The organism is Paraburkholderia sp. SECH4 (assembly GCF_030511745.1).
Taxonomy (GTDB): domain Bacteria; phylum Pseudomonadota; class Gammaproteobacteria; order Burkholderiales; family Burkholderiaceae; genus Paraburkholderia; species Paraburkholderia madseniana.
The window spans coordinates 28,982-49,364 of the sequence record NZ_JALOCP010000007.1 but is presented as its reverse complement, the minus strand read 5'-3'; the positions used below and the strand labels follow the sequence as shown (position 1 = coordinate 49,364).

At 65.0% G+C, this 20,383-nt stretch carries 15 protein-coding genes and 1 pseudogene; 13 read left to right on the top strand and 3 right to left on the bottom strand.

Annotation, left to right across the window (positions count from 1 at the left end; translation table 11 throughout):
- Position 1 precedes the first annotated feature (1 nt).
- Complete coding sequence (locus tag M0D67_RS12430; RefSeq protein ID WP_154561377.1) at positions 2 to 1,300, bottom strand: acyl-CoA dehydrogenase family protein; 1,299 nt, start codon at positions 1,298 to 1,300, stop codon at positions 2 to 4.
- Positions 1,297 to 1,548 (bottom strand): acyl carrier protein, encoded by a 252-nt coding sequence (locus tag M0D67_RS12425; RefSeq protein WP_154561375.1) that lies wholly within the window; start codon positions 1,546 to 1,548, stop codon positions 1,297 to 1,299. Before M0D67_RS12425 ends, M0D67_RS12430 begins: the two co-directional genes overlap by 4 nt.
- 345 nt (positions 1,549 to 1,893) lie before the next feature.
- On the opposite strand from M0D67_RS12425, the gene M0D67_RS12420 reads away from it, so the two are divergent.
- From M0D67_RS12420 to M0D67_RS12395, 6 genes are read left to right on the top strand one after another with little or no spacing between them, the layout of a single operon-like run.
- Complete coding sequence (locus M0D67_RS12420; protein ID WP_154561373.1) at positions 1,894 to 2,427, top strand: GNAT family N-acetyltransferase; 534 nt, start codon at positions 1,894 to 1,896, stop codon at positions 2,425 to 2,427.
- Complete coding sequence (locus tag M0D67_RS12415) at positions 2,427 to 3,971, top strand: O-antigen ligase (protein ID WP_171926434.1); 1,545 nt, start codon at positions 2,427 to 2,429, stop codon at positions 3,969 to 3,971. Before M0D67_RS12420 ends, M0D67_RS12415 begins: the two co-directional genes overlap by 1 nt.
- 30 nt (positions 3,972 to 4,001) lie before the next feature.
- Positions 4,002 to 5,180: a glycosyltransferase family 4 protein gene (locus M0D67_RS12410; protein WP_154561369.1), complete on the top strand. Its 1,179-nt coding sequence runs from the start codon at positions 4,002 to 4,004 to the stop codon at positions 5,178 to 5,180.
- Positions 5,177 to 6,331 carry a glycosyltransferase family 4 protein gene (locus M0D67_RS12405; protein ID WP_154561367.1) on the top strand — a complete coding sequence of 385 codons (1,155 nt, stop codon included), beginning with the start codon at positions 5,177 to 5,179 and terminating at the stop codon, positions 6,329 to 6,331. Before M0D67_RS12410 ends, M0D67_RS12405 begins: the two co-directional genes overlap by 4 nt.
- Before the next feature lie 13 nt (positions 6,332 to 6,344).
- Positions 6,345 to 8,741, top strand: coding sequence for a hypothetical protein (locus M0D67_RS12400; protein ID WP_154561365.1), 2,397 nt, complete (start codon positions 6,345 to 6,347; stop codon positions 8,739 to 8,741).
- Positions 8,738 to 9,898, top strand: a complete 1,161-nt coding sequence (locus tag M0D67_RS12395; protein WP_154561363.1) for a glycosyltransferase — start codon at positions 8,738 to 8,740, stop codon at positions 9,896 to 9,898. Before M0D67_RS12400 ends, M0D67_RS12395 begins: the two co-directional genes overlap by 4 nt.
- Before the next feature lie 120 nt (positions 9,899 to 10,018).
- On the opposite strand, the gene M0D67_RS12390 is transcribed toward M0D67_RS12395, so the two are convergent.
- Positions 10,019 to 11,476, bottom strand: coding sequence for an oligosaccharide flippase family protein (locus M0D67_RS12390; RefSeq protein WP_074284441.1), 1,458 nt, complete (start codon positions 11,474 to 11,476; stop codon positions 10,019 to 10,021).
- Positions 11,477 to 11,694: 218 nt separating this feature from the next.
- On the opposite strand from M0D67_RS12390, the gene M0D67_RS12385 reads away from it, so the two are divergent.
- The 7 genes and pseudogenes from M0D67_RS12385 to M0D67_RS12355 all read left to right on the top strand — a co-directional run bounded on the left by M0D67_RS12385 (position 11,695) and on the right by M0D67_RS12355 (position 20,380).
- The gene (locus M0D67_RS12385; protein ID WP_154561361.1) at positions 11,695 to 12,693 is read left to right on the top strand and encodes a glycosyltransferase family 2 protein; all 999 of its coding nucleotides are present in this window, start codon (positions 11,695 to 11,697) and stop codon (positions 12,691 to 12,693) included.
- Positions 12,694 to 12,850: 157 nt separating this feature from the next.
- Positions 12,851 to 14,794 (top strand): alpha/beta fold hydrolase, encoded by a 1,944-nt coding sequence (locus M0D67_RS12380; protein ID WP_168435742.1) that lies wholly within the window; start codon positions 12,851 to 12,853, stop codon positions 14,792 to 14,794.
- Positions 14,795 to 14,892: 98 nt separating this feature from the next.
- Positions 14,893 to 15,726: a class I SAM-dependent methyltransferase gene (locus M0D67_RS12375; protein WP_154561359.1), complete on the top strand. Its 834-nt coding sequence runs from the start codon at positions 14,893 to 14,895 to the stop codon at positions 15,724 to 15,726.
- 90 nt (positions 15,727 to 15,816) lie between these two features.
- On the top strand, positions 15,817 to 17,427 hold the full coding sequence (locus M0D67_RS12370; protein ID WP_266238892.1) for a mannose-1-phosphate guanylyltransferase/mannose-6-phosphate isomerase: 1,611 nt from the start codon (positions 15,817 to 15,819) through the stop codon (positions 17,425 to 17,427).
- A gap of 196 nt (positions 17,428 to 17,623) precedes the next feature.
- Positions 17,624 to 18,106 (top strand): annotated as a pseudogene (locus M0D67_RS12365) (flavin reductase family protein); the annotation flags it as partial.
- A 417-nt stretch (positions 18,107 to 18,523) separates the two neighbouring features.
- Positions 18,524 to 19,240 (top strand): FadR/GntR family transcriptional regulator, encoded by a 717-nt coding sequence (locus M0D67_RS12360; protein ID WP_154561355.1) that lies wholly within the window; start codon positions 18,524 to 18,526, stop codon positions 19,238 to 19,240.
- Between the two features lie 141 nt (positions 19,241 to 19,381).
- Positions 19,382 to 20,380, top strand: coding sequence for a Gfo/Idh/MocA family protein (locus M0D67_RS12355; RefSeq protein ID WP_154561353.1), 999 nt, complete (start codon positions 19,382 to 19,384; stop codon positions 20,378 to 20,380).
- The last annotated feature ends 3 nt before the right edge of the window (positions 20,381 to 20,383 follow it).

The window sequence follows — 20,383 nt, the reverse complement described above, 5'->3', positions numbered from 1 at the left end:
GTCAGGCTCTCCCCGGGGCGGCAGGACGTTGCGCGAGCAACAGGCTTGCCGTGTTCTGCGCGATACGGTCGTTATTGATCATCAGCGGCGCGGAGTAGAGGTCGCGCAGATGCCGTCCCACGCTGTATTCCGTGCCGTTCTTGTAGCCCGCCATGCCGCAGATCATCAGCACTTCCTGCACGACTTGCAGTGCGGTGGTCGAGATGCTGGTCTTCAGCGTGTTCATGTCGGAAGCGAAGCCGAGCATCGCCGAGAGCGGCGCGTCGGCCTGGCAGCCGCCGTGTTTCGCGTGGTGGGCGGTGCGCGCGGCTTCGAGCGCGACCGACAGGCGCGCCTGCATCATCTGCAGCAGGCCGACCGCTTCGGCGAGGCGCAGGCCGGCCGGCGGAATCGAGCCGGGTTTCGAGCGGGCCTGCGCGCGAAAGAAGGCTTTCGCGCGATTCACCGCGTCGCTGGCGACGCCCGTCCATACCGAAGCCCACAGCGTGTGCGACACCGGCAGCATGGTCTGATCCGCGATATCGGCGAACGGTGTCGGCAGGATCTGCTCGGCGAGACCCGTGGCGACGAGCCGGAAGCCCTCGCTGCAGGTGCCGCGCATGCCCATCGAATCCCAGCCGCCGCGTTTTTCCAACAGCGTTTCTTCACGTAACGCCACGATCAGCACCTGGTCGGCCGCGGCCGACTCGGCGGTGCGGCGCGCGGTGACCAGGATGCCGTCGGCGTGCGCGCCGTACGAGATCGTCGGCGCGAGTTTTTCGATGCGAAAGCGCTGCTGGCCGGGCTCGCCGTCGAGTTCGACCGAGCAGGCGCTGGTGCGCATGTTGCCGCCGATGGTTTCTTCGGAGGTCGCCGAAGCCAGCAGCCATTGATGTTCAACCAGTTGTGCGAGCAACTGCCGGTGCCATGCCGACTCGCTGCCATACGCCTCGATGCAGGCCACCTGGATCTGATGCATTGCATACACCATCGCAGTGGAAGCGCAGCCTTGCGCAAGCGTTTCGCAGATCGCAGCGACATCCGCGAGCGAGAGCCCCGCGCCGCCGAACGCGGCCGGCACCATCGCCGACAACAACCGTTCGCGCTTGAGCGCGTCGAATGCTTCGTGGGGAAAGCGCGCTTCGCGGTCCACCGGATCGGCGAACTGCGCGGCTATGGCGGCGCAGCGCTGCGCCGCGGCGCGCCAGCCCGGTTCGGTTTCCACCGCGCTCAGCACGACGCTTGCGCCGGCGGGTTGTACCGCAGCGGGGTCGGCGAGCGGCGCCGGCACCGCGGCCGTGTCCAGCAGCGGGGCGTTCATGCTGCCGCCTTCGCCTGTTGCAGCTCGGTGACCGCGGTGGCCATCGAATCGATGCTGGAGAACAGCCGGCGCGTCAGCATGCGATCCGGAATCTCGATGCCGAATTCATCTTCGATGGCCAGCATCAGATGCACGGTGGCGAGCGAGGACAGGCCGGCGGCGTACAGATCGGCGTCGTCGGCCAGCGTGTCCGGCGCGACGTCGAGACGGGCCGATTCGGAAAGGATGCGTCGCAGTGCGGTTTTCATGTTGAGGTGCCCCCTTGTTGGTCAACGGTCTCTCGAATGTTGCTGACGTAAAACGAACAGACTTCTTCGCTTTTGGTGTTTATTGCAGCGCGTGGCGCAGGCGCGCGTCTTCGCCGCGCTTGCACGGTGCCCTGAGGGCCGCTTTGGCGGCTTCCAGCTACACCATGTTCTAACGCCTTGTATTTAAGAATTGTCAAAGGCCTGCGTCGGTGCGATGCCGCACGGAAACACGCGTTTCGGGGACGTACCGTGTAGCCATGACAACAGGTCGGCGTGTCGAGCCAGGCCGTCGGAGGCGGCGTGCGATACCGTGCTCGCTGAACTTATTTACCGCTGGGGAACGTGATGAACTGGAAAACGCTGGAATTCGAGCAGCTTTCGGCACGCGAGCTGTATCTGATCTTGCGGGCGCGCAGCGCGGTCTTCGTGGTCGAGCAATCGCACGTCTTTCTTGACGCCGACGGTCGCGACGAGAACGCGCTGCATGTCTTCGCGGTTGAGGATATGGCGCGGCCGATGCCGATCCTGGCCTACGCACGCCTGCAACCCGGCGACGCCGAAGATCCGGAAATCACCATCGACAAGGTGCTGACGAGCCCGCTGCGGCGCGGCGACGGCACCGCCGAAGTGTTGCTCGAACGGGTATTGCAGGCGATCGCCGAGCGTTGGCCGGGGCACGCCGCGCGGGTGAGCGCGCCGCTCGGTTTGCGCGACTTCTACGAGCAATTCAGCTTTCGCAAGACAGAAGGGCCGTACCTCGAACATGGCGTGGCGTTCATCGGCTTGACGCGCCAGGTGCGCGGCAGCCAGCCGCTCTTCGGGACGCGCCGCCGCGAGCGTGACGGCGTGGCACTCGTCAATACGTTTGAGCTCCTGTAATGGTGCGAACACTGATCACGCCTTCCACCCAGGTTGGACTATCGACATCGCCGGGTAAACCGCGTGCGCTGCCTGGTGAGGCGTTTGTGCCTGAGCGGGCCACGCCTCGCGCGCCGGCAGCGCGCCCGCGACGCAAAGGCTTGCGTCATCCGCTGAGCTTGCCGGTGCTCCTGTTTGCCATGACCTTGGGCCTGATCCTTCTGCATCAGGGCGGGCTGGTCGAATATTTCTTTCCGCTCGGCGCGTTCGGCGTGGCGTTGGTGTTGTATTGGCGCTCGCCCGCGCATTACATCGGCTTCGTCTGCTGGCTGTTCTTTCTGACGCCCGAAGTGCGGCGCCTCGCGGACTTCGTCAACGGTTCGTTCAATCAGCAAAGCCCGATCATGGTGGCGACGTTGCTCGCTGTCTCACTCACCGGCCTGACCTTGCTCAAGCATGTTTCGTTGCTTGGGCAACGCCGCGCGGCGCCGCTGGTGCTGATCGTGATCGCGTTGCTCTATGCCTTTGTCGTCGGCATGGCGCAGGTCGGTCCGGCGGCGGCGACGTTTACGCTGATCAACTGGCTGTATCCCGTGATGGTGGCGTTTTACCTCACCGTGACGTGGCGCCACTACCCGGACTATCACCGGGTTCTGCTGAAGACCTTCGTTTATGGCGGACTCCTGATGAGCCTGTACGGCCTGCTCGAGTTCGTTTCGCCGATGCCGTGGGATGCGTTCTGGCTGATCTCCTCGAAGATGCTGTCCGAGGGGCAGCCGGTGCCGTTCGGCATGCGCGTGAGCAGCACGATGAATTCATGCGGCCCCTTCGCGGTGACGCTCATGACGATCCTGCTGATGTCGCTGGCCGCGCGGGGTAAAGCGCGCATCGTGCTCGGATGCGTCGGGGTTCCCGTGTTGCTGCTTACCAGTGCGCGCAGCACATGGGGCGGCTTTGCGATCGCGCTGGTGTACTCGTTCGTCATGCTCGACGGCAAGAGCCGTAGGCGGCTGATGGCCGGCGTGCTCGGACTGGCCGTGGTGGCTGCGCCGCTGATGATGATCGATCAGGTCGCGGAACCGGTGCTGCAGCGCTTGAGCACGATTCAGGACCTCGGCAAGGACGACAGCTACCAGGCGCGCGCGGAGTTCTACAAGTCATTCATGTCGTCGGCGCTCACCGATATCGCCGGCCAGGGGCTCGGTACGACCGGCCTCGGCAGCAAGCTGTCCGACGACACGGCGTCGCAGGCGAGGCTCAATTTCGACAGCGGTCTGATGGAGGTGCCCTTCGTGATGGGGTGGCCGGGCACGCTGCTTTACACCACCGGCATCGTCATGCTGCTGTGGCGCGCGTATCGCGCGAGCCGCCAGCATCCGACCGACCTGCTGGCGGTCTCGGGCGTCGGCGTAGCGGTGGCGATTTTCTCGATGATGGTGTTCATCAACACGCTGACCGCGGTGTCGGGGATGTTTTTCTTTCTCGGCGTGACGCTGCCGGTGATTTCGCTGCGCTACGCACGTGAACGCCACGGTGCGGTCGCTGCGGCTCCGGCGCGATTCTAAAAAAAAGACAGGCAGATGAAGGACAACAGGATGCGGATTTTGATTGTCACCCATGTCGTGCGCAAAAACGATGGGCAGGGACGCGTCAACTACGAGATCGTGCTGGCCGCGCTCGCGGCCGGTCATTCGGTGACGCTGCTCGCCACCGGGGCGGCGCCTGAGCTGGTGCAGCACCCGCGCGTGCGTTTCGTGCAGATCGCAGAAAGCCGGCTGCCGACCAAACTGGCTCAGTACCAGATGTTCGCGTGGCGTTGCGGCGCGTGGATCCGCGCACATCGTCAGGACTTCGATGTGACTCACGTGAACGGCTTTATCGCGTGGGCGCGCGCCGATGTCAATGCGGCGCATTTCGTTCATGACGGCTGGTATCGCTGTGGTTTTTACCCGTTCCGCCTGTGGCGAAGCTTCTACGATGCGTATCAGGTGATCTACACGTTACTGAATATCGGCTGCGAAACATGGGCTTTCCGGCATGCGGAGGTCGTCGTGCCGGTGTCGCATGCGGTCGCCGCCGAGGTCCGCGCGCTGGGCATCGGCCGGGCGCGCCTGCAAGTGATTTATAACGGCGTCGACGTCGACGAATTCGCACCGGGTCCGTCTGAGCGGGCCCGCTTCGGTTTGCCGACGGCACCGTTCATGCTGCTGTTCGCAGGCGACCTGCGCATGTCGCGCAAGAATCTCGACACGGTGCTGCACGCACTCGTGCACACCTCGGCCGACGTGCATCTGGCAGTCGCGGGGATTCTGCACAATAGTCCGTATCCGGCGCTGGTGGCGTCGCTCGGGTTGACGGAACGGGTCCACTTCACGGACATGGTGATGGACATGCCCGCGTTGATGCGTTCGGTCGATGCGTTCGTGTTCCCCTCGCGTTACGAACCGATGGGACTGGTGCTGCTCGAAGCGCTGGCCGCGGGATTGCCGGTCATTACCGTGCGGACCGCGGGCGGCGCCGAAGTGATTACGGCCAGAAGCGGCATCGTGCTCGACGATCCCAACGATGCGACCGCGCTTGCCGCAGCGATCGAACACCTCGCGAGCGATCGCGAATACGCCCACCGGTTGGGGCAGGCGGCGCGTGAAGTCGCCAGAACCTTGAGTTGGCAGGCCATGGCGGAGCGCTATTTGTCGCTCTATGAGCAGGTGCATGCGCGGCGCGCTGCGCAATCGTTGCCGGCCGGCTGTGCGACTGCATCGGTGGACCTATGAGCGCGCCAATCGATTCGCTGCAGATCGGCATGCACTGGTTCAACGAGCGGCCGGGTGGCCTCGATCGCATGTTCAAGGCGCTGATCGATACGTTGCCGGAGCAGGGCGTCAATGTCCGTGGGCTGGTGGCGGGCAGCCCCGGGGTGTTCAATGCGTCGGGTGGCAGTGTGCTGGCCTTCGCCGGCGTAGAGGCGCCGCTCGGCACGCGCCTGTGGGGCTCGCGCAGGCAGTCGCGCGCGCTGCGGGCGGCGAAGATGCCCGACGTCGTCGCCACGCATTTCGCGCTCTACGCGGCGCCGACCGCGGGCCTGTTCAGACACGTGCCGAAGGTCGTGCATTTTCATGGACCCTGGGCGGCCGAGTCGTACCCGGGCGGCGGTGGCGGCTGGTCGCGTGCGATGCGGGTTGCGCTCGAGCGCTTCGTGTACCAGGGCGGCACGCGTCACATCGTGCTGTCGCAGGCGTTCGGGAAGATTCTGCGCGAGACCTACGGCGTGGATGAAGCGCGCATCCGGATCGTGCCCGGTTGTGTCGACGTCGGGCAATTCGATACCCGCGTGACGCAGCGGCAGGCGCGTGAGCGTCTCGGTTTGCCGATGGACCGGCCGCTGCTGTTCTGCATGCGGCGGCTCGTCTCGCGCATGGGACTCGAGGACCTGATCGATGCGATGGCCATCGTCAAGCCGATGCTTCCCGACGTACTCCTGACGATCGCCGGCAAAGGGCCGCTGGAGGCGGAGTTGCAGGCGCGCATCGCCGCGCGCGGGCTCGAGCGTCACGTGCGGCTCGCCGGCTACGTGCCCGACGACAAGGTGCCGCTCTGGTATCGCGCCGCGGATTTGACGGTAGTGCCGACCGTGTCGCTCGAGGGCTTCGGGCTCACAACAATCGAATCGCTCGCCGCCGGCACGCCGGTTCTGGTGACGCCGGTGGGCGGTCTGCCGGAAGCGGTCGCGCCGTTATCGGCTGAGCTGGTGCTGTCCTCGGGCGGATTCAAGGCGATCGGCGAAGGTATTGCCGATGTCCTGCTTGGCCGGCGCGTGATGCCGGACTCGCAGGCATGCCGCACCTATGCCCGCCGCCATTTCGACCGGCCGGTGGTCGCCGCGCAGGTCGCCCGGATTTACCGCGAAGCGATCGACGCGTTCTGACGCGTAAAAGATCATGCGACGCATCACACGCAAAACTTTCGAACGGCTCGTATGCGCCGCCGCGCTGGCGTTGCCGGTGCTCGTGCTGATCGCGGCAAGTGGCCCGGGGGGCGGCACGACACTGGGGCCGGCGCAGACAACCGGGGCCGCGCCGGGTGCAAACTTCGTGGCTTCCGCTAGCAAGCCCGCCGACGAAGTACGCGCCGCCGCCGCGCATCCGTCGCTGTCGTACCGCACTTCGTGGATCGGCAATACCTGGGGCTACGCGGATCATCGCTGGGTGCAGATCGACGTGCAGGCGCTTGCTGTCACGCCTGATGGCGAAGTCTTCACGAACGCACCGTGGGACGAAGGCGGCGGTGAGATCGGCCAGTACCGTAACGGTCAACTGGTTCGCTACGGCGGCGAGTCGCACGGCTGGGGCATGATGGGCGGCGACGCGATCGCCGTGAACGACGAGTACGTGTTCGTCGCGCAAACCGTCGTCAGTCTTGGCAACGAGATGGCGCAACACCGGCGCATGCCGCACGAGGGCGAAGTGTGGACCGGCGTGGCGCGCCGCAGCCGCGCCGATATCCGCGATGGCGTGCCGTTTGCCGGGCAGGTGAGTTGGCCGGGCGGCAACCGTCTGGCGTTTCTGCTGGTCTCGACTTTCTCGAGTAAAGAGGATTACGCGATCCGTGGGCTTGCCGCGGACGAGGCGCGGCTATTCGTGTCGAATCAGCGTGACAACCGCGTTCAGATCTTCGACGCCCAAACCATGCAGGCGGTCGGCAGTTTTCCGGTGCACGAACCGGGCCGTCTCGCGCTCGCGCCCGACGGTTCGCTGTGGATCGTCGAGAACAGCCGCACCGCAGGCGCCGAGCGCGTGGTCCATCGTGCGCGCAATGGCGCGCGCCTGGGCGAGCTCGCCTTGCCGCCAGGCGTGGTGCCAGCGGATCTGACGGTCGACACCCGCGGGCGGCTGCTGATCGCCGACAACGGCGTGCGCCAGCGGATCCTGGTTTTCACGGCGAGTCCTGACACAGCGGCATCCACCGCCGCGCAGCCGGGCGCGGGCATGCACCTGTCGGCGAGTTTTGGGGAAGAGGGCGGCATTTATGCCGGCCGCGCCGGTGCGCCGGGGCCGCGGCGTTTCAATGGATTAACCGGCGTCGGCGTGGACCGGGCCGGCAACCTCTACGTGTCGATGAACGGTGCGGGACCGCGTCCCATCGGCACGGGGCCGAGTACCTACGACGGTGCGCTGATCGAGAGCTATGCGCCCGACGGTACGCAGCGCTTCAGTCTGCAAGGGCTGCTGTTCGTCGATGGGGCGCAGTTCGTCGATGGCGAGCCGCCCTCGGTCTATAGCGGCAGCAAGCGCTTCACACTCGACCTGACACGCCCGGTCGGCGAGGAGTGGTCGTACGCCGGCTACACCGCCGACCGTTTCCGCTATCCCTATGATCCGTATTTCCATCTCTACCTCGGCGGCCAGCGCGGCATGCCGCTCGTGCGCGATGTCCACGGACATCGGCTGCTCTATACGACGGACATGTATTCGTCGTATCTGCGCATCTATCGCTTTACAGCCGATCGAGAGACGGCGATTCCTTCGGGTCTGTTCGCGCAGTCGCACATCGACGGCGCGTGGCCGCCCAACCAGCCGGCTCAAGGCGAATGGATCTGGCGCGACGCGACCGGCAAGGGCGATTTCTCCGCCGGCGCGTTCGACCAGAACACCGGCAGCACCGATGCGCCGCAGATGCGCGCGTGGTGGGTCGATAGCCATGGCGATATCTGGCAGGGCACGGAGTCGCAGGGCATCCGCCTGTTTCCTTTAGAGGGTTTCGACCGGGTCGGCAATCCGATCTACCGCTACGCCGCGATGCGGCAGTATCCGCCGCCCGCGCCGTTCTACCGCATCGCGCGCCTGAATTATTTCCCCGCTGACGACACGATGTTCATCTCCGGGTCGACACCGGCGCATCCATTTGTTCAGGACAACTGGAATAGCGCGGGCTCGCAACTGGCGCGTTATGACCACTGGAAGAGCGGCAAGCCGGTGCTGCGCTACATCATCGGCTTGCCCGACCGTGGCGCGCCCGACTGGTCGTCGATCAGCGGCTTCGCGGTCGCGGGCGACTACGTTTTCGCCATCGAAACCCGCACCGCGATCGTGCGCGTCTACGACCGGGATACCGGACGCGATGTCGGCCGGCTCGAACCGGGCAAGGAAGTCGGTTCGACGAGCGGCTGGATCGATGTGCCGATGCCGCTGACCGCTCATCGCCTCGCGTCGGGCGAGTACCTCGTGCTGGTCGAGGAAGACGCACACGGCAAAGCGCTGATGTATCGCTTCACGCCACAGACGGCGCCGCTCGCCGCGGCGCCCCCTCACTCAACGGATGTTGCGCAGACTCCATGAAAATCATCCATCTCGCCAATCACGCGCAAAGCGTCGGCAACGGTATCGTCAACGTGATGATCGACCTTGCCTGCCTGCAGGCGCGCGCCGGCCACGACGTCACGGTGGCGTCGGCGGGCGGCGGCTTCGAAAACCTGCTGGCGCGGCACGGCGTGCGTCACGTGCTGCTTCCCCAGTCGCCCAGGCCGTCGCGTGTGCCGGGCATGGTGGCGGGCTTCAGACGCCTTGTCGCGCAGGTCGATCCCGACGTGGTGCACGCGCACATGATGACGGGCGCGCTGATTGCACGCCTGAGCGCGCTGCGGCGGCGTTTCGTGCTCGTCACGACAGTGCACAACGCGTTCCAGCGAAGCGCCACGCTGATGCGCGTCGGCGATCACGTGGTGGCGGTCAGCGACGCCGTAGGGGTGGAGATGGTGCGGCGAGGTATACCCAGGACGCGCCTGAGCGTGGTGCGCAACGGCACGATCGGCACGCCGCGCCTCGCCGGCATGCCGGTTCCCGCGGCGCCGCAATTGGCGCATCCGTGCGTCGTCACGGTGTCGGGCATGTATGAACGCAAGGGCATCGGCGATTTGCTGCACGCCTTCGCGTTGCTGAGCAAGCGCGTGCCGGACGCGGTGCTGTATCTCGTTGGCGATGGTCCCGACCGCGCCGCGATGGAAGCACTCGCCGGGCAACTCGGGATTGCCGGGCAGACGCACTTCGAAGGCTTTGTTGCCGACCCGCGTGCTTACCTCGCGCAGGCCGACGTGTTTGCGCTGGCATCGCACTACGAAGCGGCCGGGCTGGTGCTGTGCGAGGCGCGCGAGACGGGACGCGTGATCGTAGCGACCCGGGTGGGCGGCATTCCCGAAATGCTGGATGACGGCGAGGCCGGTCTGCTGGTGCCGGCTCACGACCCGGTCACGCTGTCAGAGACGCTCGGGCTACTCCTGACCGATCGCGTTGCGCATGCGGCGCTGGCTGCGCGGGCGGCGCAAAACCTCGACACGTTCAGCGTGCAGCGGGTGAGTAACGGCTATCTGTCGATTTACGAACGTACGTTGGCACGTTGCCAGCCGCGCCGCTTTGCGACCATTGCGACGCGCAGCGGCAGTGTGCCTGGTATCGCCACGGCCACGCTCGCGGTGCCGGATGCCTTACACAAGCCTTGAAAAAGCGGATCGCCATTTGAAATGCACCCCAAAAGTTGGACACCGATTCAACCTTTGGCGTGCAGTTCAATTCGTGGCCCGCTTCAACTCCCTGTTTCACCTCCCGCTGCAACCGCTCGACTAACTCGCCGACAGCGTCACGCGCGTCCAGAGTTTGTAGACGACACTCCTGAGTTCGCTGGACCCATGCAGCGACATGCCCAGATTCGCCGCCGCCATGACAAGTGCCGCAGCGATGAGCGTCGGCAACGCGGTGATCGATTCGGAGAGCACCAGCGCGACGACCAGGAACGCGAGATGGACCACCATATTGCGCACGATGGACCAGACATGCAGTCGCGCAAACCATAGCAGCACGGCATAGTCGAACAGCGACTTCGTCACGACGACGACGCCCGCGCCCATGATCCCGAACCAGTGAATCCCGCACCACAGCGCGCCGGCGAACACCGGCAGTTCGAGCCAGTTCACGCTCGCGATATAGGCCGGATTGGTCTGCGCCTGAATCAGAATGCCCAGAATGCCCGACTGGCCACCCAGCCACACGCCCAGCACGAGCACGCTGGCAACCGGCGCTGCGGCCGCGACCGCCGGCCCCAGCCATAGCGTCAGAAAAGGCTTGAGCGCGAACAGCGCGACGATCACGCACGGCGTGAAGGCGCCGTTCAGAAAGGCGAGGGCGCTATGCGCAAGGGCGTCGGCGTCGGCGCGCGAGACGGCTGACAGGCGCGGGAAGAGCGTGCGCACCATCGCAATCGGCAGCAGGTTAAGGCGCGTGATGAGGTTCTGCGGGGTCGCATAGTAAGTAACGAAGCGCGCGCCCAGCAGCCCGCCGATCAGCACCCGGTCGAGTGTCGACGCGATCATGTTGGCGCCCGAGAACATCAGCATCCAGCGGCCATAGCGAAAGAGTTCGGCCATCACGCGCCATTGCGGCATCCGCACGCGGCGAATGCCGATCGCGCGGAACGCCGCCGCGCCGAGCAGCACACCGGCGATCAGACGGGCCACCACCGCGGCGGGAATCACCACCGCCAGCGAGGGCGAGAAGCAGAAGATCGAAGCGAGTGGCAGCAGCTGGAACAGCGCCGTACCGAGCGTCTGGTTGATATTGAAGCTGGTGAAGCGTTCCACCCCGTTGATGGCGCCGGCAAAGACCCACGAGACGTTCGCGATCGGCACGGCCACTGCGATCCACGGCAGGCTCGCCATCACCTCGCGCTGAAAAGCCGGCTCGATCTTCACGCCGTGCGTAATGTAGAGAAACGTGCCGAGGTAAACCAGCACGCCACCCACGATGCCGGTCCCCAGATTCATGAACCACGCGCTCCAGAAGATGCGCTCGATCGAGTCGTCATTGGCGGCGCGCGCCTTGGAGATCTGATTTTCGGTGGCGAGACTCGTGCCGAGATCGAGCACGCTGAAGTAGCCGATGAGCGCCCACACCAGATTGATGACCCCATAGCGCTCGACACCCATCAGGTGGATATAGGCAGGCACGGTGACGAGGGAGATGAAGGTCGGAGCGATTGCTCCTGCAAAATTGATGAAGATGTTCTTGACGATACTTCTTTCCATGGTGCGCTTTTCCGGCGGGTGAAGTCATTGGATGGTGTGGTCGATCGTCGATGCTGTCGGTGCGCAGCCGCACCCAGCAGCGCGCTTGAAACGAGGGCGCCGGCCTGTCGTATGCACTCGATAGTGCACCTTCGCCCTTTGCGGATGTGTGGGTGGCCGTACAGATAATTAGGGTCCGGCAGGGTTAAATGAAATCCGTTACGATTTTCGGAGCCCCCATGATTGAGACCACGAACGAGGCCGGGCAGGGTAGCGGCAGCGAATTGACCGTGCGTCTGATCTCCATCTGCATTCCGAGCTGCAATCGGCCCGCCTTGCTCGAACAGGCCATCGAGAGCTGCCACGCGCAGACGTATGGCGAGTTTGAAATCGTCATCGGTGACGACTCGAACGACGACCGCGCGCAGCAGGTGGTGGAGCGGTGCCGCTTGCGCAGCACGCGGCCGATCCCGATTCGTTATGAACGCAATGTGCCCCGCCTCGGACAGGCGGCCAATGTGAACCGGCTGTTCGCGCGCGCGCAAGGCGCGCGGCTCGTGCTGCTGCACGACGACGATCTGCTTGAGCCGGACGCACTGACCTGTCTCGACGCGTGCTGGCACGCGTATCCCGAGTTGACCGCGGCGTTCGGCAAACAGCACGTTATCGCCGACGACGGCACGCCGCGGCCGCAAGCCACTGAACGTCTGAACCGCGATTATCTGCGTGTGCCTGAACGCGCCGGCCGCCTGCCGGTGCCGGCACTGGCAGGGATCGACCAGATGTTTCCGAATAACGGCTATCTGGTGGATACGCTGGCCGCGCGCCGGATCGCGTACCGCGCGGCGGCCGAGGTCGGCGAAGCGTGTGACTTCGATTTTGGCTTGCGGCTCAGCGTCGATGCGGTCGCGATCTGTTTCGTGAATGAGTTCGTGTCGGTGTCGCGCGAAACGGCGCTATCGATATCGACTCACGCGTTGCCGGCGATGCACGCGTTCGCGCAATTGCGCGCGAGCAGCGTGCCCGCCGCCGCGCAGGCCGCGCGCGAGGACGCGCTGCGGCGCGTGGCGCCGCGCGCCGCATCCGCCTATGCGCGCGCCGGCGAATCAGCCGCCGCATGGCGTGTGCTGCTGTCGCGGCATTACCCGATGCGCGACCGGCTGCGCGCGCGGTTTTTCTATCACGTGCTGCTTGCCACCCGCTCGACCTTTGCCTTGCGAGCGCCGCACGGCAACTGAAGGGATCGTCAAGTTGAAGCGAGTCGGCCATCTCGGCGTGTCAATCAGCAAGCCGCATAAGCATCGGTGTCCGACCTAATGTGGGAGGACGTACAGATGAAGCAGACGGCGTTTGTTGTAGTGATCGAAAGCGGAAATATGCGGTGAGGAGCCTAGCGTGAGGCCAGTATTGTTCGATGGCCGGTTCGGATGGTTGCATCCGGCGGAGGGGCCAGGTGGCGTGGTGCTGTGTTCCCCGTTCGGGTACGACGCACTGTGCACCTATCGCGGCATGCGGCGGCTGGCCGAGCGGCTTGCCGCGCGCGGCATGCCGGTGCTGCGGTTCGACTATCCAGGCACCGGCGATGCGGCGGGCGAGGCGAGCGAGCCCGGCCGCTGGCGCGCGTGGATCGACAGCATCAAGCAAGCGGTGGCGCTGCTGCGTGAGACCACCGGTGTCGAGCGCGTGACCCTGTGCGGGCTGCGGCTCGGCGGCACGCTCGCGGCGCTCGCCGCTCAGGAACTCGGCGGCGTGGATGGGCTGGTGATGCTGGCGCCGGTGTTGTCGGGCAAGAATTATCAGCGCGAGTTGCGGGCGCACTACCGCAAGTGGCTGCTGATGCCGGCCGCGATGGATTGCGAAGCCGAGCCCGATACCGACGCATTCGTCGAAGCATACGGTTTTCGTCTCTATAGCGACACCCTAGAGAGCTTGCGCGCAGTCGATTTGCGGCGCGATGCCGCGCGGCCCGCCGAGCGTGTGCTGGTGCTCGATTCCCTGGACCCCGCGCGGGTCGACGCGCTGGTTGCGCATTATCGTGAACAGGGTATGCAGGTAGAGCGGCAGTCGTTCGACGAATACGGCAAGTTCATGATGGAGTCGCTCGATAGCGCGATTCCGCGGGCGGCGTTTCAATCGATCGAAGACTGGCTGGCTGGCGCTGCCGGTGACCCGGTTGCGCGTGAGCGCCTGACTGCCGGGAGCGGCGCGGACGGTATGGCGGATTGCCTTGCTGACCAGGTGTCGGGCCATATGGCGGAGCGCCTCGATGACCACACCACAGGACACATAGTCGAACCGGGCGTCGTCGAAACGCCGGTGTGGCTCGAGGGTGGCCGGATGTCCGGCATCTATTGCGTACCTGTATCGCGTTCTGACGCTGAAGCACCCGCAGTGCTGATGGTGAATACCGGTGCCGTGTCGCGCATCGGCAATGCGCGACTCAGCGTGCGCTGTGCCCGACGCCTCGCGCGCCAGGGTATCGCATCGCTGCGTGTCGACCTTGGCGGTCTGGGCGACAGCCAGCCATCGCTCGACGCGGTGAGTCTCGATGCTCTGTACGCGCAAGCGGGTGCCGACGATGCCGCGTGCGCGGCGCGCTGGTTGACGGCGCAGGGACATCGCGGCGCAGTGCTGCTCGGCATCTGCGCGGGGGCCTTCGTCGGTCTGCATGCCGCATCGCGTGAACCGGCGGTGATCGGCGCCGTGCTGGTCAATTTGCAGAAGTTCACTTGGCAGAACATCTGCGATGAACACGGCAAGCCGACCGTTCCCGTCGCCGCTTTCGGCTCGACGCGCAACTACTTGCGCTCGATGTGCCAGCCGCGCAAATGGCTTCGCGTCGTGCGCGGGCAGACGGGCGGATTGCCGGTCGCGCGCGAGTTGGCGGCGCGCTTCGCGGCCAGGTTTGGCGCGACGCTCGCCGACCGGATCGAACGCATCTGCGCAATGCAGCTGGGATCGAAGGACGAGCAACGCCTCTTCACCGCGTTGCACGCGCGAGGCGTCCATACGCGTCTTTTCTACGGTGTGCTGGACGAGGGCGTCGAGGAGCTTGAACGTTACTTCGGTGCGCGCGGCGGACGGCTGCGGCGCTTCGGCCGGATTGGGGTGACGTTTTGCGAGCGCACCGACCACGCGATTCTCTCGGCCCGTGCGCAGGAAAACGTGATGTCATACTTCGAGGATTTCTTTGCAAACACCTTTGGCGAGGGCCATCAGCCGGAACCATCCATTGCCGTCGAACCGCTCCACGCGCGGCTTGGCTGGCGGCATGCGCGCGCCACACAGTGGCTTCTAAAACGTGCGCGTGCGCTTCGTCTATCAGGGGAAGCGCAATGAACACGCGACGTCATGTCGATGCAGCGAACCGCTTGCGCACCAGTGCGCAAGCACGCTGGTTGTCGATCCGACGCACCCCCACTGAGATGGAGTAAGCCATGAGCAGCCAATCCGAGCTGGACCGCATCAACCGTGTCGCATGGAATTCGCCGGACGCCACTCGCGTATTCACGATCGAGAAGACCTTCTCGGACCCTGGCGAACAGGCCGCGTTCGAGTGGCTTGCGCCGCGCTGCGTCGGCGAGCCCTTGCTCGATATCGGCATCGGCACCGGCCGCACGATTCCGCTGATGACATCGATCTCGAACGATTACATCGGCGTCGACTACACGCTGAAGCTGCTGGAGATCGCGCAATCGCGCTATCCCGGGCTCGACTTGCGGCATATGGATGCGCGCGATATGTCGGCGCTGCCATCCGGGCATTACGGGCTCGCGGAGTTCAGTTGGAACGGCATCGACTGTGTGGACTACGACGATCGCGTGACGATTCTCGAAGAGATGTACCGCGTGGTGCGGCCCGGCGGTTATGTGCTGTTTTCTTCGCACAACCGCGGCGGCCCGGGTTACCACGAGAACATCTGGCAATTGCTGCCGCACTTCACCTTTAATCCGCTCAAGCTCGGCTGGCGCACGCTGCGTTCGATGCGGCACTTTCAGCTCGGCACGCTGAACTATATGCGTAACGTAAAGCTGAATCACGACTACGGCGACTACGCAGTGAAGACGGCGGCGGCGCACAACTTCGGCATTGTGATCGTCTATACGACGCTGCGTGAGCAGCGCCGGCAACTCGCGCAGATCGGCTTTGAGAGCAGCGCGGTATTCGGCAGTTGCGAAGGCAACCGTATCGCTGACGACGTGGAAATCAGCGACACGTGGTGGTTTCACTTCATTGCGCGCAAACCGCTTGCCGCGCGCTGTTTCGATTGACCGCCGTTGATCGGGCGAAGGCGGTGCGCCACGCGCATTGCACACAATAAAAGCACTAACAGACCAGATTGAACATAACGGGAATCGCACATGAATCGCATCGTTGAACCAGGCAATCCGATCGTGTCGGCTGCGGGTGTCACCGGAAAGGCCACGCGTTTGTGCGTCCAGCCGGTGATTCTCGCGGGTGGATCCGGCACGCGGCTATGGCCGTTGTCGCGCGAACGTAATCCGAAACAACTGATCGGCCTGATGGGCGGTGAATCGCTGCTCGAAGCGACCTTGCGCCGGATCGACCTTGCGTTCGCCACTGCGGGGCACAGTGCGACGGCGGCTGAGAGGCCGACTGAGAGGCCAACCGCGGCCACGCTGAGCATGGGCACGCCGCTCGTGATGTGCTGCGAGGACCTGCGCCTGCAAACGCTCGAACGGCTCGAGCAGTGCGCCCGGCCGGTGCGGATGGTGCTCGAACCGGTGCCGCGCAATACCGCGCCGGCGCTGACCGTTGCGGCGTTGGCCGCGCGCGCGGCAGCCGCGGCCGGCGACGATCCGATCCTCGTCGCGTTGCCGGCGGACCATCTGATTGCCGATCATGCGGCTTTCGGCGCGGCGCTTGCAGAAGCGCTCTCTCACGCCGCGCGCGGGGCGATCGTGACGCTCGGCGTGCCGCCGCAGCGCGCGGAAACCGGTTACGGCTATATCCGCACAGGTATGGCGCTCGGCGCGCGCGGGGCGCGTGCGATCGAACGCTTCGTCGAGAAGCCCGATGCGGAACTCGCCGGACGCTATGTCGCCTCCGGCGAGTACTGGTGGAACAGCGGCATGTTCGTGGTGCGCGCGTCGGTGTGGCTCGCGGCCATCGAGTTGTGCCGGCCCGCGATCGCGGCGGCTTGCGCGGCGGCTTTCGAGCATGCCGCCGTGGATGGCGACGGCACGCTGCATCTGGCGCGTGAAGCGTTCGCTGCGTGTCCTTCCGACTCGATCGACTACGCGGTGATGGAGCGCGTCGCCATCGACGCTCGCCTCGCCGGCGTCGCGGTGCCACTGGTCGCGGGTTGGTCGGACGTGGGTGCCTGGGATTCGGTATGGGAAGCGTCCGATAAGGACGCGTGCGGCAACGTCGCGCGTGGCCGCGTGATGTTCGAGGACTCGACCGACAGCTTCGCGCATTCCGAGGGGCGCCTCGTCGCGTGTGTCGGCGTGAGCGGCGTGGTGGTGGTCGAGACCGCCGACGCGGTGCTGGTCGCCGCGAAAGATCGCGTACAGGACGTCAAGGCGATCGTCAGCCGCCTGAAGGCGGAGCAGGGCGCGGAGGTGCAGGAGCATCGCAAGGTCGGCCGGCCGTGGGGCTTTTACGACTCGCTCGAGCGCGGGGAGCGCTTCCAGGTGAAGCGCATCGTCGTCAAGCCGGGCGGGCGTCTGTCGTTGCAGATGCATCACCATCGCGCGGAACATTGGATCGTGGTGCGCGGCACCGCGCGCGTCACGCGCGGCGATGCGTGTTTCCTGCTCTCGGAGAATCAGTCGACGTATATTCCGCTCGGCGTCACGCACCGGCTCGAAAATCCGGGCAAGACGCCGCTTGAAATGATCGAGGTGCAATCAGGCGGCTATCTCGGCGAAGACGACATCGTGCGCTTCGACGATCAATACGGCCGCGATCAGGAGAGCGGCCATGCAGGCGCGGGTACTTCACGCTGACGCACAGCAGGCGGTGCGTGCCGCGACGTTGCAGGACCCTGTGGCCTGCAGCGCAGGCGGCGCGGCCGGTTCAGGTACTGCCTGCGCGGGCACGACCGCTTTGAGTGCGGCGGCCTCAAACGCAGCAGACCTGAACGTGGCGAGCTTCGACGAGCGCCGTTTCCGCCATGCGCTCGGGCGTTTTGCCACCGGCGTCGTGGTGATTTCGACCGGCAGTGGCGACGGGATGCATGCGATGACCGCCAATGCCTTCATGTCGGGTTCGCTCAAGCCGCCGCTGATCGTCGTGTCGGTCGGGCACCGCGCACGCATGCACGAGCGTCTGATGAACAGCGCGAGGTTCGGTGTGAGTGTGTTGTCCGACACCCAGGAACCCCATAGCCGCCACTTCGCCGGTGAGCCGCAGGGCCGGCTTGCGCCGCGCTTCGCGCCGGTGGACGGCTTGCCGGACGTGGTGCTGCTCGAACACGCCGCCGCCCGTTTCGCGGCGCGCATGGTGGACCGGCATCCGTGCGGCGACCACACGCTTTTCGTCGGTGAAGTGCTGGTGTTCTCGCTCGACGAACACGCGCCGCTGATCTTTTTTGGCGGGCGCTATGGATCGGTGGCCAAGCCGTTCGAGGCGCCGGTGACAATGCCGGTCGGAACGCCGGTCACGATCAGCCCGCTGCTGAAGCGGTGAGTGCGCCGGATTTCCTTTCAATTTGCCCGCGATTTTTTCGCATTCTTTTGCCGACGATGCTCGGCCCCTGAAGCGCCGCATCGTTGCGCAAGTGCTTTCGCGCCTGTCCGGAACCGTCCAGGGCGTGTGGATCAGACAAATCGATTCGCTACGTGCGTCTTCGCACTATGCAAATTTCGCAACGCAGGCACGCTTGAGACGCAAGCTTATGGCCCGTCAAAACATGCGGCGTTACATGAACGAAACAATTCTTCAGAGGGATAACCCTCTCAGGACGTTTCCCAACTGGCGCAACCGTTTCGAAGCTAGCAACGTATCGTAAAAGAACAACGACACCTGGATAAAACGACACATGAGGGCTGCTTGATCAACAGGCTACGCGGGGGCAAACACCGCTTCGGGGAGAGTGTCAAAATGGAACAGGCAAACAAGGATCGATCGCTGGTCAGCAAAGTCATGGATGGACTCGTGACCGGCATTGTCGAAGAGAAGTACGGCGCCATCCTGCCACCGCAGGACGTGCTGTCGAAGGAATTCGACGTCAGCCGCACCGTCATGCGCGAGGCGCTGTCGATGCTGCTCGCGCGCGACATGCTGGACGTGCGGCCCAAGATCGGCACGCGCATCCGGCCGATGAGCGATTGGCGCATGATCGACGAGGACGTCGTGAACTGGCGCTTTCGCGCGAAACCCGATCCGCTGTTTCTGCGCGACGTGATCGAGTTTCGCATCCTGATCGAACCGCGTGCTTCGGCGCAGGCGGCCGCGCGGGGCAGTGCGGCCGACATCGCCGCGATTCGCGAGGCGTTCGACGCGTTCCGCGTGATCCGGCCGGGCGAGGCCGGCTATCAGGCCGCCGACGAACTGTTCCATGCCCGCATCGTGGTGGCGAGCGGCAATCAGTTCTTCAAGCAGATGGCGGCCATCATTCGCGGCGCGCTGTCGACCGTCAACCCGATCGTCAATCAGAAGGACGGGATGTGGGAGAAGGCGGTGAGCACGCATCAGCGCGTGGTCGAAGCGATCGAACGGCGCGATCCGAAGGAAGCGGAACTCGCCTCGCTGGCGATGATCGACTACACCACGGAAGAGCTCGGCAGCAACTTTACGCCGGAGCCCCCGGTGCGCTGAGCGCGGCCGCTACCAGTAGCAACTGGGGGTGCCTTCCTGCGGGACCTTGCATAACGAACGGCGCGACAGCATGCCTGCGCATGCGCGCGTGGCTTGCGTCACAATAGCGCCTGTTCTGAACTGCACGGACTCGAAGGAACGATGACAATTGCACTGCAAGAAGCCCCTGGGGGCGGCGTGATTCGCTGGGGGATCGTCGGGACGGGCCGCATTGCCCGTCGCTTCGCTCTTGGACTCAATCATGTGCCGCAGGCGTCGCTGAGCGCGCTGTGGTCACGCCGCGCCGAACCGGCCATGGCCTTCGCCGGGGAATTCGGCGGCGAGGTGTGCGCGAGTTTCGACGCGCTGCTCGCGAGCGGTATCGACGCGCTTTATATCGCCACCGTCCAGGACAGTCACGCCGATTACGCGATCGCCGCGCTTAAAGCCGGTCTGCACGTGCTGTGCGAAAAACCCGCCACCATCAACAAGCCGCAACTCGAGCGTGTACTCGAGGTCGCGCGCGCCGAGCAACGGCTTTTCATGGAAGCCATGAAGCCGCCGTTCTATCCGCTGTACAGAAAGTTGCGCGCGCATCTGGATGCCGAGCCGATCGGCGAGGTAGGTCTCGTGCGCGCCGGCTGCTCGGTGCCGGGCGTGCCGGACGATCATCCGTCGCTGTCGTTCGAGCATGCGGGCGGCGCGCTGCTCGATATCGGCGTCTACGAGATGTTTCTCGCGATCGACTGGCTCGGTGCGCCGCGTGAGGTACAGACGCTCGGACGGCTCGGCTCGACCGGCGTCGATACGTTCGCGAGCCTGAACAGCCAGCATGAGCGCGGCATCGCTCAGTTGTTCTGCGGACTCGACCTGCACGGCAAGGGCGACGCGTTGCTGATGGCCACGAGCGGCCATGTCACGATTCATGAACCATGGTGGAATCCGGCGCGCGCGACGATCCGGTACGCCGACGGTCGTGTGGTCGAGCTCGACGAGCCGTTCGAAGGCGGCGGTCTGAACTACGAGACCGCGCATTTCTGCGAGCTGATTCGAGCGGGGCAGATTGAGAGCCCGCTGATGCCGCACAGTAAGTCGTTGCAGATGATCGAGATGGCCGATGCGGCGCGTGCTGCGTTGGGGCTCAAGTTCGCGGGGGAGTGAGAG